The organism is Alteromonas portus (genome assembly GCF_005117025.1).
GTDB lineage: Bacteria > Pseudomonadota > Gammaproteobacteria > Enterobacterales > Alteromonadaceae > Alteromonas > Alteromonas portus.
Map to the genome: position 1 here is coordinate 486,545 of NZ_SWCO01000001.1, position 13,938 is coordinate 500,482.

Annotated in this window: 11 protein-coding genes; 4 read left to right on the top strand and 7 right to left on the bottom strand. The window is 41.2% G+C overall.

The genetic code is table 11. The features are described 5' to 3' along the window. The first annotated feature begins 42 nt into the window (after positions 1–42). The 4 genes from E5672_RS02025 (at position 43) to E5672_RS02035 (ending at position 2,667) form a co-directional block, all read left to right on the top strand. The gene (locus E5672_RS02025) at positions 43–246 is read left to right on the top strand and encodes a hypothetical protein (RefSeq protein ID WP_136780693.1); all 204 of its coding nucleotides are present in this window, start codon (positions 43–45) and stop codon (positions 244–246) included. Positions 247–753: 507 nt separating this feature from the next. Next, positions 754–1,338: a DUF6338 family protein gene (locus E5672_RS02030; RefSeq protein WP_136780694.1), complete on the top strand. Its 585-nt coding sequence runs from the start codon at positions 754–756 to the stop codon at positions 1,336–1,338. Positions 1,339–1,340: 2 nt separating this feature from the next. Further along, positions 1,341–1,502 (top strand): hypothetical protein, encoded by a 162-nt coding sequence (locus E5672_RS19775; RefSeq protein ID WP_161569369.1) that lies wholly within the window; start codon positions 1,341–1,343, stop codon positions 1,500–1,502. Positions 1,503–1,638: 136 nt separating this feature from the next. Further along, a complete protein-coding gene (locus E5672_RS02035; protein ID WP_136780695.1) occupies positions 1,639–2,667 on the top strand; it encodes a CHAT domain-containing protein in 1,029 nt (342 codons plus the stop codon). Positions 2,668–3,020: 353 nt separating this feature from the next. Here the strand turns inward: E5672_RS02035 and E5672_RS02040 are convergent, their stop codons facing one another. From E5672_RS02040 to E5672_RS02070, 7 genes are read right to left on the bottom strand one after another with little or no spacing between them, the layout of a single operon-like run. Beyond that, a complete protein-coding gene (locus E5672_RS02040) occupies positions 3,021–3,812 on the bottom strand; it encodes a M48 family metallopeptidase (protein WP_136780696.1) in 792 nt (263 codons plus the stop codon). Between the two features lie 12 nt (positions 3,813–3,824). Beyond that, entirely contained in the window at positions 3,825–7,118 is a 3,294-nt protein-coding gene (locus E5672_RS02045) for a type I restriction endonuclease subunit R (RefSeq protein ID WP_136780697.1), read from the bottom strand. Further along, entirely contained in the window at positions 7,108–9,114 is a 2,007-nt protein-coding gene (locus E5672_RS02050) for an ATP-binding protein (RefSeq protein ID WP_136780698.1), read from the bottom strand. The genes E5672_RS02045 and E5672_RS02050 overlap by 11 nt, the downstream gene beginning before the upstream one ends. Next, positions 9,111–10,385 carry an SIR2 family protein gene (locus E5672_RS02055; protein ID WP_136780699.1) on the bottom strand — a complete coding sequence of 425 codons (1,275 nt, stop codon included), beginning with the start codon at positions 10,383–10,385 and terminating at the stop codon, positions 9,111–9,113. Before E5672_RS02055 ends, E5672_RS02050 begins: the two co-directional genes overlap by 4 nt. Positions 10,386–10,399: 14 nt before the next feature. Continuing rightward, positions 10,400–11,629 carry a restriction endonuclease subunit S gene (locus tag E5672_RS02060; RefSeq protein WP_205676465.1) on the bottom strand — a complete coding sequence of 410 codons (1,230 nt, stop codon included), beginning with the start codon at positions 11,627–11,629 and terminating at the stop codon, positions 10,400–10,402. Then, positions 11,622–13,175, bottom strand: coding sequence for a type I restriction-modification system subunit M (locus E5672_RS02065; RefSeq protein WP_136780701.1), 1,554 nt, complete (start codon positions 13,173–13,175; stop codon positions 11,622–11,624). Before E5672_RS02065 ends, E5672_RS02060 begins: the two co-directional genes overlap by 8 nt. Before the next feature lie 8 nt (positions 13,176–13,183). Then, positions 13,184–13,792, bottom strand: coding sequence for a restriction endonuclease subunit S (locus E5672_RS02070; RefSeq protein ID WP_136780702.1), 609 nt, complete (start codon positions 13,790–13,792; stop codon positions 13,184–13,186). Positions 13,793–13,938: the final 146 nt, after the last annotated feature.

Here is a 13,938-nt window from a genome sequence, read left to right on the forward strand (position 1 = left end):
ATTTATTCAAAAAGTTATTTCTATTTTATAAAGGAATAGGTAATGGCAGATACCCTGAACCATTGTGCTGTTATGTGCAAAACCCTATTGGATAATCCTCTAGCAGGCTGTGTTGTCGCGACAAATGGCTCTGTGAGTTATTTTTATGGCACTGATGGTGTTGTTACTGCTAACGCGGAAGACGCTGCCGATATAATTAAGCTTATTGCTCAACTCATAAAGCGGCAAGAAGAACGAAGTTGTTAGCAGTTTTCGAATAGCGTAGTAAGTATTTAGCGTCTACTAAGGATGCTTTGAACTAACCCGTTTTACGTAGAACCCAGACTAATCAATTTAGAAAGTTCGATGAACAAAAATAAAGATGATGAATATAAAAAAATTTGTAAAACAAACATCTATTGCTGACGCGTCCTCCTGTATTTCGACTAAAAGATGCGACGTTGAAGAACAAAAACAATTAAAGGCTGGGTTAGTGAAGCGGACAAACAGCACTTCACTCGCTCACAAGAAACTTCTTGCCAAAGCCTTTCAGAGTTTAGCTAAAGAAATGGATCAAACGCGTAACGCAGATTAGATGTAGGCTCAATCTACGAGTGAAGCTAAGGATTTGAGATGACTTTCCATAAGAGCTCACCGCACAATGGAAAGATTAATTTTTCCCAATATAAATTGTAAATGAAGAATTGATCGTTTCATTGCAAACGAATGCTATTATGATTCTTTCTGTAATAAGCTTGAGTACAAGGAGGATTTTTGAGTATTTGGGATACAGATAAATTATTACTTTTCATCGGCTTCGTGGTTCCAGGTTTCCTTAGTATTAAGGTTTATCAACTGATATTCCCTGGAACAGAACGCCCTGCGTCATCTATGCTGGTTGATGCTATTGCCTACAGCTGTATTAATTACTCAATTCTTTTCGCTCCGATTTACTTTTTCAGCAAAAGTGAGGTTAGCTCTCTTGGCTATACTGCTTTGTTCTATTTTTGCGTACTATTCCTATTTCCTGTAATTTGGCCTCTAATATGGAAATATATTAGAACGCGAGATTTCTTCCAGAAAAATGCTCCACATCCAACATCTAAGCCATGGGACTGGGTTTTTGAGCAACGTGAGTCGTACTGGGTTAAAGTAATTCTAAAAGACGGTACTATTATAGGCGGCTTGTATTCAAATAAGTCATTTTCATCTAGCGCTCCCTCGCCTGAGCAGATTTATCTTGAAGAAACTTGGTTATTAGATGAAGACGGGGCTTTTATTCGAAGAAAAAACCGAACTAAAGGCGTAATTATTTTAAGTAGTGAGATTTCACACATTGAATTAAGGGATTTAAACTAGTCATGTCAGATAATAAAAAAATACAAAACAATGGTTATCAACCAGAAAAAAGAGGTTATCAACCAACAGGAACTTCAAACCGTCCTCCGGCAACAGGGGGATACACTCCGGCTAGCAGCGGCGACAGCCCAGCAAATAACCCTACACCTCCAGGCAAAGAGTAGCGTCATCCAAACTAAGGCTACGGGACAGAAAAAACGTAAGCACCCGGCCTTTGTTCCATATTTTAGACGATGTGGTATTGCTTCTGTTTTGGGCAATAACCTATCAACTAGAAACAGTAAATAGCAAGGCACACATATGGCGTTGATCGATACATATATGAAGAGTGTTGCTCGCAAAAAAGATGAAATTGCTCGTTTAACCGAGCAAAAAGCAAAAGAGTTAGCAAAAATTACTGGCTTTAACAATAAAATTCAAACTGCTACTCGTCAGATGAACTCTTCTAAATCAGCGACAACCATCAATAGTCGGCGTAAGGAAATTTATAAAAATCAGAATGATATAGCTAAGGTTGAAAAGAAAATCGCAGAGTTAGAAACTAAAATTGCTAGGAAAAATAGAGAGCTTCAAGCTGAACAACGTAAGTTGGACAACGAAGGTCTAAAAGAAACGAAAAAGCAACAACAGCAACAGATAAAGTACCAACGTGAGCAAAAAAAGGCTTTGAGTACAGTAAATCAAACTCTAACTGAGCATTCAGATGCCATTAGCTTACTCAATGAACTCCCTGATGAGGTCAGTGTACTTTTCCTCGCCTCAAACCCTAGAGATCAGGGGCAGTTGGGTTTAGATGAAGAAGTAAGATCTATTAAAGAAATGATTACTAAATCACGTCACCGTGATGCAGTTAAACTTGAATCTTGCTGGGCAGTAAGACCTGGAGACATACTTCAGTATATTAACGAGTATCAACCCACAATTGTTCATTTTAGTGGACATGGAAGTTCCAATGATGAACTTGTACTTATGGATAATAACTCAAATACAAAACTAGTTTCTATGGAGTCAATCGTCCAAGCAATGAGTGTTGCCAACGAGGATCTAAGGCTGGTTTTTTTCAATACTTGCCATTCTAAGAATCAGGCAAGCAATGTCACTAAATACATTGAGTGCGCGATCGGGATGAATACTTCAATTACTGACTTTGCTGCTCAAATATTTTCGGCACAATTTTATTCTTCTTTGGGGTTTGGCTTATCGGTAGAAAAGTCGTTTAATCAAGCCAAAGCTGCATTAATGTTAGAAGGAATTCCTGAGGAAAATACACCTGCTTTGTTCGTCAAGTCTGGTTGTAACGCGTCTGAGATCTTTATCGTTGCTGAGTAGTGGAGGCGAGCGAAAATGACGCAGACTCCGACTCTCTCCGAGAGAGAATTACAGAAGCTAACTTATCAAATTAATAGTGATATCAATGCGTTGAAATGATTCCGGTGTACTTGAGCACCGATTCCAGAAATCGGCTCAAAACTGTACTAAATAAATCCGGAATAGGCGTTCAAGTGTTTCCGGAATCGCTGTTCAGATCCGGCCGGAATATGCACACTAAGATGTACTAGTGTGATTACTAAGGGATACTGAGGGTATAAGTTGTAGAGGGTCACATCACATCAATGCTCTAATTTGAAAGTACTACAGAATTTTCCATTTTTACAACTCCTTCAATAATTCGCTGGCCAATCTTACTCATTCAAATAGAACTCTGCCATATCATCTAACTTGGCTTTTACTTCTTTCCAGTTAGGCATTACTTGGGTCAGCAAACGCCAAAACTTCTCACTGTGGTTATGTTCGGCGATATGGCAAAGCTCATGTAAAATTACATAGTCAATGCACTCTTTAGGCGCTTTTACCAGGTGAGGGTTTAACATCAAATTACCCTGGGTTGAGCAACTACCCCATTGAGTTTTCATGGCCATTATTCGGAATCGTGGCAGACCTTCTACCCAGGTGGCTTTAAGTAACATCTCATTTAAACGCTCATGAAAGGTTACTTTTGCTTTATGTTTGTACCAGGTATTCAAAAGTCCCTTAACGGTTTGCTGTTTATTGGGCATATTTGCCTTCAGCGTTACGTTCAGTTTTCCTCTGGATAACTTTACACTCGGGACCAGTTCACTGTCTTCGATAACCTTGAGCATATATCTCTTACCTAGATAAAACATAGGTTCGCCACTTATGTACTGTTTCTCAAACACATAGTCCTTTTGAGAAGCGAACTCTCGAATGCTATCCCAAATCCATCTGGCGCGTTTCAATACGGCATTATTGATGGACTCAGTAGTGGCATCGTCAGGAACAGTAGCAACTACGCGCTGATCTGGGTGAACTTTGATCACAACTTTTCTGGCTCGAGAAGTGCTCGATATGGCTCTGCGGATAATGTCGTAATGAATAATCTCACCACCATAGGTGAACACACCGGTTTCACACGTACTCTTTTGAATCTCGGCTGAGAAAGCTTTCTTCATCATTTCTACAACGGCTTAACTGCGCGAAATCCCAAGGCGAGTAATTTTTAGTACTTCCTCGATGTAGCTCTGGGCATCCTGAACCCCTAAATCTGCAAACAACATTGGCAACAATTTCATACTAATCGCATTGTCGATTTCAGAAGGATTAATTGAATACTCCGCAACAGCATTGTTAACCACTTCATCAATACTGAATGCATATTGGGTTAGTTGTTCATCACTAATTCCTTTATCGCTAAAGTAATCTTTACCGAATAGGTGTTGAAATAGCCCATAATAGGCTTGAGCGTGTTTATTGAGTTTGCCATTTTCATCATGGAAGGCCTCCGGCATATCCGGAACTTTGCGATCTTTTACATCCTGTTCGAAATCAGCGAATAAGATGTATTGTTTAACCGGGGCATCAAACATCGCTTTTGCGTCTTCAATTGCCTTTTTCAAAAGCTTTGAGAAATACTCTTGTGCGTAAGGATCATCGGCTAAATCTTGCTCGATCATTTTAGTAATGCGACCTGTGATTTTATCCGTCTGGTTTCGGGCTTCATCATCCGTCATATCAGTGGGCTTTACATTTTTCCCAAGATTACCGACCAAATATGCGCCGTCAGGCTCCTTAATCTCAATACCAGCGATATGCTTATCCAACAGGCTCTTAATATCTTCGGCATACTCATCGTAATCGATGGTTTCGTTCGCGTCCTCACGTACTTGCTTTCTAAGAGCGACGAACATTTTTAAGTCATTTTTAAATAGCTCTCGCTTACTTTCGAATGATTTATCTTCAAAGTAAGTCGCTGATTGTAAAGCTACTTTCATACAGTTCGAAAATGCTGTCAGAGCAGAGTAAAAGTCGTCTCGTTTTTTCAGCTTACTATCAACTAACTGACCTTCGACATCTTCAATTTTAGGGGCAAGAACCTGACGTAAAGCCGGACCATCTTGTTTGTTTTTAACTGCACTAAATATCTGCCACAAATCACTGTGCAGGCCCGGAAGCTTTTTATACTCGGTGTCCATTCGATTATACAGACCTTTAAGGTCGTCAATATCAAACCCGCCCTGAGTGCGTTCTGCGAGGTCCTGGTATTTTTCGATTGTTGTATCGAGCTCTTTTAAGATGCCTCGGTAGTCGATGAGATAGCCAAATTGCTTTTTACTATGTAATCGGTTAACTCGGGCAATTGCTTGAATGAGGTTATGTTCCTTCAACGGTTTATCAATATAAAGCACCGTATTCTTAGGTTCATCAAATCCAGTAAGCAGCTTATCCACAACAATCATTAAATCGGGGCCGTCATCACGCCCGTATTCTTCAATGATGGCTTTTGTGTAGGCTTTTTCGTCATTCGAACCCACATTACTTTTCCACCAGTTTTGAACAATGTCTTTACTTTCCTTATCTACGGCATCATGGCCTTCACGGGTATCAGGAGAAGACATCGCAACAACAGATGTTAGTTTGCCTATTTTATCTAAAGCTTCTTTGTAACGAATTGCAGAGGCCTTAGAATCGCAAGCCAGTTGGCCCTTCAATCCTTGACGCTTGAAGTTCTGGAAATGGTCAGAGATATCGTAAGCAATCAGGTCAATACGCCCTTCGGTTTGATATATCTGGCCTTTCTGTGAAAACTTTCGCTTGAGATCTGCTCTTTGCTCGTCGGTCAGTTTGCTTGTACTTCTGTCAAACCAGGCATCTATCGCTTTGTCATTCACATTTAGCTCAGGAATGCGTTCTTCATAAAGCAAAGGGGTTACTGTTTTGTCTTCAACAGCTTGCTGCATTGTGTATGAATGGATGATTTTGCCGAATTTATTTTCGGTTTTATCGTCTTTCAGTAATGGTGTACCGGTAAAGGCGATGAAGGACGCTTTGGGAAGCATCTGCTGCATGCGGATATTATTTTCACCGTTTTGGCTCCGATGGCCTTCGTCTATCAGAACAAGTATATTCGGGCTGTCGTTAAAACAAATTTTGTGTTTAATCGCTGAGCCAAACTTATTGATAATAGAGAATATAACCCGTTCATTCCCTGTACCAATTTGTTCAGCAAGACGACGGCCTGAAGTCGCCATAGCAGACTTCTTGTCTCTGTCAGTGAGTACACCCCCAGAGGAAAAGGTGCGACTAAGCTGATCTTCTAAATCTACCCGGTCGGTGACGACAATGACACGGCAATTGGCTAACGACTCCAGCCAAATCAGCGCCTTTGATAAGAACACCATGGTGAATGACTTACCGCTACCAGTGGTGTGCCAGATTACACCGCCTTCTCGAGCCCCTTTTTCATCAAAGGTGTTAATACGTTCAAGCATGGCTTTAATGCCAAAGACTTGTTGGTAGCGAGCAACAATTTTTCCGGCTTTCTTGTCGAACAAAACAAATAACCGGACCATCTCTAATAAACGCTCAGGAGAAAGTAAACTGACAATCAATCTATCCTGGTCTGTTACCGTTAAATCTCCTGTGTGAACAAGTGATAAGTAGTCATCTTTTGCCGATCGGGGTCGGTGTGCAAAAAGACTATCAAGTTTGTCAGATTCCAGCTTTTTATTTTTTAAACGAATAAATTCAGCTTTAGGAATCGTTTCTTCCTTCCACTTAGCCCAAAACTTTTCAGGTGTCCCACACGTGGCATACAACCCATCATAACCATTAACCGCTAATAGCAGTTGGCTGAAAGCATAAAGGTGAGGTATCTCACCTTGTTTCTGATTACGAATATGTTGAGATACCGCTTCAAAACAGGTGGATTTGCCTTCTTTCTTGGAGTCTGGTCGCTTTGCCTCAATCACAACAAAGGGAAGGCCATTTACAAAGCATACGATGTCGGGAATGCGATTTCCTGTGCCCTCAGCATTTTGTACAACCATCTCTTCGGTAAAGTGAAAGCTATTGTTTTTCGGTTCTTTCCAATCAATTAGCTGAACCGTCATCGACGCCTTTTTACCGTCAATGAACTCTGTCACGCTTATCCCATACATCAATGCGTTATAGAGTTTTTCATTCGCACCCTGTAACCCTAAATTCATTGCAGGGCTTAGCTCATGCATTACTTTGTCAATGGCATCTTCAGATAACAGGTGTAATTTACTGGCAAAAGAAAAATGCTGTCTGGCAAGAAAGCTTCTCATCACGGACTGCAAAATGACTTGCGATGAGCTTTTTCCTGATTTTGATAGCTGATTACCGCGCAACAGCTCGCATTCAGCTGGGGATATAAAGTCGTACCCAAGGTTACTAAGCAGCGCTAGTGCAGGGATTTTTGAACTGAATTCTTCTTGGAAGTTTACTGTACTATTTTGCATTGTCACCTCCAGCAATAGCGGATAGTTTTGGCGGTGGCGGTGGCGGTGGCGGTGGCGGTGTATAGGGTTTAAACCATTCCTCATGAACTTTGCAGTTTTCACTGTTAGGTTCTGGGAATGCCTGTTTTATTCTGACATGCAGGGGCATCGATACACAGTTGCCAAATATTAAAGCTTCTCCTGGAACCGATTGCTTAATTTTATTTGCGAAGTCATCTGAAAAATACGGGAGGATGGCATAGACGTACTTCATATCTATTTCATTCTGTATTCGGTGGATAATAAAGTTGGAGCATTGTGATAGAACTGTCTCAGATAATTCTGAGGGGCGTTGAGATGATATCAGCAAATATAATGCGTATTTCCTGCCTTCACGGGCAATTTGCTCGAAAATATTCTCACGCAGAAGATACTTCGAATCTTTTTTAATGTAACGGTGAGCCTCATCTAGAACAAGATGTATTGGTTTCTCACGTCTCGCGTTACCTTTTAGCTTTCTTCTTGAAGAAAAGTTTATTCTTGAAGTTACCGAGGTTAATGTCTCTAGAGCATCTTTGGAAAGCTCGCTGGTATCGATAATCACCATATTTGTTTGAGCTGGGACGGTCAAATTTGATTGCCACAACCAATCAAGATAATTATTGATATTGGTTGTCCCAATTGGTGCTTGCCGCATAAAAGCACAATCTGGATTGTCCAAGAAAAAGTCTAATCTTGTCATCATCGTAGATGTGTATTCCCTTACGCGCCCATTGCCTCTGGCATCTTCTTCCAGCAAGGTTAAATTTGCAGCCTGTTTTAAAAAGCGATAATCAAAGTACTCTTCACCAGACGCTCTGAAATCCATCACTTCTCGAAGAGTCGCATCGTTAACTTTGTTTCTGACTAGCTGCAAGGCATTCTTCAGCTTGTCTTTATTTTCACCAAAGTTGATTGTACAACTGGAATACAGGTTCTCTAAGTCAGTTAGAATCCCTTCACCTGTACATGCTCTGTTTAGGTTTTCATCAAGTTTGATGAGGTTAACAATTCCATAAATGATACTTTTTGCAGCAGTAATGATGGCTGTTTCACTATCCCCCTGAGCATGCAGTGTATGGAGTAGGTTACATATCTTAAATCTAAGATAGTTAATTAGCTTCTGCCGCTGCTCCCCATCGCGAGTTGAGATCATATAAAACTTATAGCTTTCCTGAAGCACCTTGTCCCAGAATGGACGTTGGGTCGCATCAGTCGCCATCAGGAATGCACTCCACTCATCAATATTCATGAGGAAGTGAGGTAGATAAAATGGTTCAAAGCCATCTTCTGCTGCATCAATGTTGGGTTTTAGCAGCCTTACCTTTAAATTCGGGCCTGTTTCATGTCCTGTAAAAGCATTCTTGTATTCGCCGTTTACATCGAAAATCAAAATCCGCGAGCCAATGGCAGAGTTATCTTTCTTCTTGTGGATGTCTTGGATAATGTGAGCGATTGTATTTGATTTACCGCTTCCAGAGTTTCCAAGGACTGCCGAGTGGATGTTGAAAAATGAGTTAATCGAAATATCAATTGGATAGTTAATTAAGTTTTTACTCTCGCCGAGATAAAAACTTTGATGAACAGAGTTTTCCAGTGCCTTATCTTTACTGGTATGAAGAATAAGCTCCATATCTTCAAACGTAACAACAGTTACCTCACTATAAATTCCAGGGAAAATTCCGACCCCAAGATTAAATTTTCCAGCTCTGGTGATAGTGCCAACTGGTTTCAATAACAGCTCGCGGTTGCTATCTATGTCGTAAGCGGCTGAATCTAATTTCATATCGCTGTCGAAGATTGACACAACTTCGCAGATTAACTGTTCACCTACTGAGTTTGTGGTTTTTAGATAACTACCAATGTTGCCAAAGTAATAGACCACACCTGCAAGATTTACGGAATTCCCCCTGATGTCAGAAGAAATCTTAACCCGAAACTGATTGAAGTTAACTGAAGTGATCTTCCCAATCTTCATTTTTTATCCCCGACTGACTTCATAGACTTGATAAATTCTTCAAGTATTTCGCTATCCTTACTGCGATCTAAATCGGGGATGAAATTATTTACGATATAATTGAAATAATGTATTTTTTCCTTTTGTGGAGCCGCCCCGCCGTCAACAGGGACTTCTATCTCTCCTGATATCTGATAGATTCGCCGGTCGGTTAGTCTGGTGAGGTTTTCTGTTGGGTGATAATTGCCAAAAATGATCACGCTAAGGCTGGAATTAGACGCCAGCGCTGAGTAGATGGCATTGTTAATATGTTCATCGCTAAAGCTGTATCCGATGACGATTAACACACCATGTTGCAGCAACAGCTTATTCTGAAACTCTCTGATTAAATCGGCATAGGGTGAGCCTAGGCTCTTGTTTTGTTTCAATGGTGTTGGATAAATCAGTACGTTCTTGTCGCTTGGTTGTTCATTTGGCGTGACATCGATTTCTTTAATGTTGAAAAATGAATTGTCATCAGACTCTATCCAGCTAATCGAACCGTGAAGTTTGAACAGATAAACCATGTTTTCCAATGGTTCATACTTCTCAACACTAGGATCAACCTTTCTGGAAAAGGTATAAGAGAATCTTGCAGGGTTAAATGTGCGAGAGAGGCCGCTGCTAAACCCATTATTGTAGTTGATGTTGAGAAATCCCAACGCTGTCTCACTCAGCAAATCATTGTTAGTAGTAAATACGTTAACTCTGGCCAAATCTTTGTTTCTGAGAGCCAATTTCTGGTAGAGTTTTTTATACAAGTCGAGCGAAAGCTCGGCCTGCGCGGAAGTACAATCAATATTTATAGATGAGTAGATCTCAGACTCAATAAGGTTGATTAGGAAATCATTGAGACTATCTTTTTGACCTACACCTTTTTGGTATTCACGCTTTGAGTACAGCGTGCCAAGTATGTTTTCAAGGTTGTTTGGAGAAACATCTTTAGCAGATTTGAAAAGGTTTTTTAAATCATCATGTGACAGCTCGTCTTGATGAAAAGCTAACTGCGTCATAGTTTGCTGAGCTTCTACCCGTTCAGTCACATTTTTAATGAGGGGGGCCATTGCTGGTATGGCGTCAGAACTTGCGCCAGCGCCCAACAAAAAGTGAAGATTTTTAATGTTGGTAAGATCAGAGAGTTTGCTCCTGATTTTCTCGATACCGTCTTGAACACTATCGTTCTCACCAAATAAGCTCTCCTGTCCTTGTCTAAATATAAGGTAGTCTTTTGCTAATTTTTTATCTTCACTCATGACATCAACTCCTTTTAATTAACTTTCACTCTGCGCTTACCCGTTAGCAACTGCTGCATTAGCGCTTTTTTCTCTTGTTTTAGGTCGGTAAGTTGTCTTTCTAACATTCTCAAAGATTCATCTGCGTTGTTTAGAACATTTGCAATTTTGACCTGCTCTTCATATGAGGGAATGTAGACTTTTAGTCCAGAAACATCAGAAGAGTTGATAGCTGGGTAATTAGAACCAACGACGAGGGCATTTATTTGTCCTGTGATATGACAGCTAAATATGTAGTGGTAAAGGTAGTCACCTGATACTTGCTTCTTTGGGGTTAAAACGGAAAAACCTGTAGAGGCAATCATGCCGTCGTGTTCTTTTTTAACCTTTGCAAAGCCTTGTAGGTTTGGCCGTACTGTCGCTAATAAAATATCACCGTCACTAATTACTCTTCTTGCTCTTGATGGTGATGATGAAAACTGATGTTTTTCCAGCGTTTGAGAAATTTTTCCCGTTTCGACATCAGACAAGGAAATGTAATTAAATTCATAGTCATTGGGCGTTTTTTTACCCAATGAGTTTTTATCTATATTTGCGAGTTCGCCCATACTAAGCCGCATAAACTCACCCTCAAACGGCTTGCCAGAATCATCTAGTAGGCGTTTTTTGCCTGTGAGCAGTTGTTGCATCAGGGCTTTTTTCTGCTGCTTGCTGTTGTCGATTAGGCACTCGGTGGTGCTAATCGCTTTATCCCAGGTAGATATGATTTCGGCGATTTTGCGTTGTTCATCGATGGGAGGTAATAGGCAGACCACAGATTTTAGTTTATCTGGAGACGTATGCTTAACTTTTGTTCCTGTAGATTGCGAAGAAATCTGTTTGCGAGCATAAGGAGCATTAAACGTGAGATAAAGAAACTCTTTAGTTATTTGTTCATGAGCCTCAATGACGATTTTTCCCAAACGTTGGTTGTGCAAATAAACATTACTTTTTGGCACAAACAAGGTGCTTCCTAGCAACCCTGCTGCTTGTTCAGTCATAGCAACTAATAACTCACCTTTCGATAGCAAATATAAGTCAGGGATCTCGCCAACATAGTACTTAGTCTTCGCTCCTTGGTCTCTGTAGCCACCAACTTCGTAAAAACTGCCGGGAGTCAAAAGGATATAGTCACCAGACTCACTAAAGTATTCACTTTTAAAGGCAAACCCATGTTTGATGCTAATAAAAGTAGATAGGTCTGTTTTTCGCCATCCATTAGGCACCATAACCCAACTCCTTTAAATAACCTTCCATTTCTGTTTCAAGGGCTTGTAGTTCGTTTTTCAGTTGAACACGTTCGTTACGCACCGCAACCAAATCAATTTCGGCTTCTTCTTCAAAGGTATCCACATAGCGAGGGATGTTGAGGTTAAAATCGTTCTCTTTGATATCTTCGAAACTGGCTAGATAGGCGTACTTGTCAATGCTTTCACGGGCTTTGTAGGTGTTGATGATCTTCCGGATATTGTCTGGTGTTAATTGGTTTTGGTTTTTGCCTGATTTGAACTCGCGGCTGGCATCGATAAACAGCACGTTGTTATCGGTTTTGTGCTTCTTGAAAATCAGGATGGCAGCAGGAATGCCAGTTCCAAAGAATAATTTCTCTGGCAGGCCAATCACGGTATCCAGCAGGTTTTCTTCAATCAATTGCTGACGAATCTTTCCTTCAGATGATGCGCGGAAAAGTACGCCGTGTGGCACAACCACGCCCATTCTGCCAGTCTCAGGTTTGAGGGTTTCGACCATGTGGCTGATAAAGGCATAGTCTCCCTTGGTCTTCGGAGGAATCCCCCTTCTGAATCGGCCAAAATGATCATTGCTCGCGTCTTCAAATCCCCATTTGTCCAGACTAAACGGAGGGTTTGCGGTTACCACATCAAAATGAATTAAGCCTGAACCGTCTTTTTCTTTTAATAGTGGATTACGGATTGTGTCTCCCCATTCAATGCGATGGTTGTCCTCTCCGTGAAGAAACATATTCATTTTTGCCAGGGCCCAGGTCGAACCGATGGCTTCCTGCCCGAAGAGGGCGTATTTCTTTGAGCCTGAATTCTTGCGCACGATTGCACCACACTTCATTAGCAAAGAACCTGAGCCGCAAGCCGGGTCACATATTTGGTCACCTTCTTGCGGGTCTAGCACTGCTGCCAGTAAGTCGGATACTTCTGGTGGTGTATAGAATTCTCCTGCGGAGCGGCCGCTACCAGCGGCAAAGTGCTTAATCAGGTATTCATAAGCGTTACCAATTAAGTCTAATCCGCCTACTCGACTTGGGCGAAAGTCTAACGAATCTTTCGCAAAATCTTCTAACAGATGACGTAGCAGTTCGTTCTTTTGTTTTTCTGGACCTAGCTTATCTGTGTTGAACATAATGTCCTGAAACACATTCTTTAGCTTGCCACCGTTGGCTTCTTCAATCGCGTGAAGGGCCTGATCTATGCGTTGGCCATTGCCAGCCTGGTGACGTTGCTCATGTAAATCCCAAAAGCTAGTTCCAGTTGGCAACACAAAGCGCTGTTTACCCATCATTGCATTGATGAGGTCTGGGTTATCGCCATACTGTTCGGTTAGCTTGTTGTACTCATCGCGATATACGTCAGAGATGTATTTGAGAAACAACATGGTAAGCACGAAGTCTTTGTATGTATCGGCACTGATAACGCCTCTGAACGTGTCACAGGCGGCCCATACAGCTTTGTTTACTTCAGGTTGAACAATGGTGTCCAGTTGATCAATCAGTTCATTTGAGTTGTTTGCTGAATCTGTCATATATTTTCCTAAACTCGGCCTGTGCCGCTGTGCGGCTCTAATTCATTTTTCGCGATGGCATTGATTTGTTGTTGTCGATTCTCAATCAATCTTTGCAATGTCTTTTTCTCGTTCAATGCACATAGTTGCATTGAGATTAATTGGCGCTGCCTTTCTATATTGGGCAACACTAAGGGAGTATCTTCAAGAACCTGCTTTCGAATACTGACGTACAGCGATCCCTCAGCACTATTAAAAAAATACCGTTGCGCTGGTATTTGGTTAAGCTGCCAGGCAATAAAGGCCGGTAAAGCAATGATGTGTTTCTTAGGTTTTACCCTTACTAAAAAAAAGTGAGGGGAGCACACTGATTGTCCGGGTAACGCACCTTCTTCAACGAACGCGGCATAGTGCTTTGCACCTTTAGCGACGAACAAAATGTCGTCTTTTTGCAACCAATCCGGCTTTTTACGCCCGGCTAGAAATGTTCTCACCAAGTTCGAACCATTCACTTCGCCTGAGTCATTGGTATCACGTACTTGAACCACATGGACATCGCCATCCTCGTCGCCCTTTATTGAGCCTCTAAAAGGGTGGCCAAGGCGTATATCGGCAATATCTTTGAGTTTGAAACCCATAAATTTACCTTTTTAATCAATAGGAAAGAAAAACCTAAGAGCGTGTCCGCTCGAAGATTTTCCACACTTAATATACCACTTTTTATATTGTATGGCGTTTGTCACTGAGTCAAGTGAAAGTGCAGTATTTAAATGCTGCAAACACT

What these genes read in the sequence shown, in the direction of transcription:
- E5672_RS02025 (WP_136780693.1), top strand. Translation starts at nt 43, where the DNA reads ATGGCAGATACCCTGAACCATTGTGCTGTTATGTGCAAAACCCTATTG.
- E5672_RS19775 (WP_161569369.1), top strand. Translation starts at nt 1,341, where the DNA reads ATGTCAGATAATAAAAAAATACAAAACAATGGTTATCAACCAGAAAAA.
- E5672_RS02035 (WP_136780695.1), top strand. Translation starts at nt 1,639, where the DNA reads ATGGCGTTGATCGATACATATATGAAGAGTGTTGCTCGCAAAAAAGAT.
- E5672_RS02040 (WP_136780696.1), bottom strand. Translation starts at nt 3,812, where the DNA reads ATGATGAAGAAAGCTTTCTCAGCCGAGATTCAAAAGAGTACGTGTGAA.
- E5672_RS02045 (WP_136780697.1), bottom strand. Translation starts at nt 7,118, where the DNA reads ATGCAAAATAGTACAGTAAACTTCCAAGAAGAATTCAGTTCAAAAATC.
- E5672_RS02050 (WP_136780698.1), bottom strand. Translation starts at nt 9,114, where the DNA reads ATGAAGATTGGGAAGATCACTTCAGTTAACTTCAATCAGTTTCGGGTT.
- E5672_RS02055 (WP_136780699.1), bottom strand. Translation starts at nt 10,385, where the DNA reads ATGAGTGAAGATAAAAAATTAGCAAAAGACTACCTTATATTTAGACAA.
- E5672_RS02065 (WP_136780701.1), bottom strand. Translation starts at nt 13,175, where the DNA reads ATGACAGATTCAGCAAACAACTCAAATGAACTGATTGATCAACTGGAC.
- E5672_RS02070 (WP_136780702.1), bottom strand. Translation starts at nt 13,792, where the DNA reads ATGGGTTTCAAACTCAAAGATATTGCCGATATACGCCTTGGCCACCCT.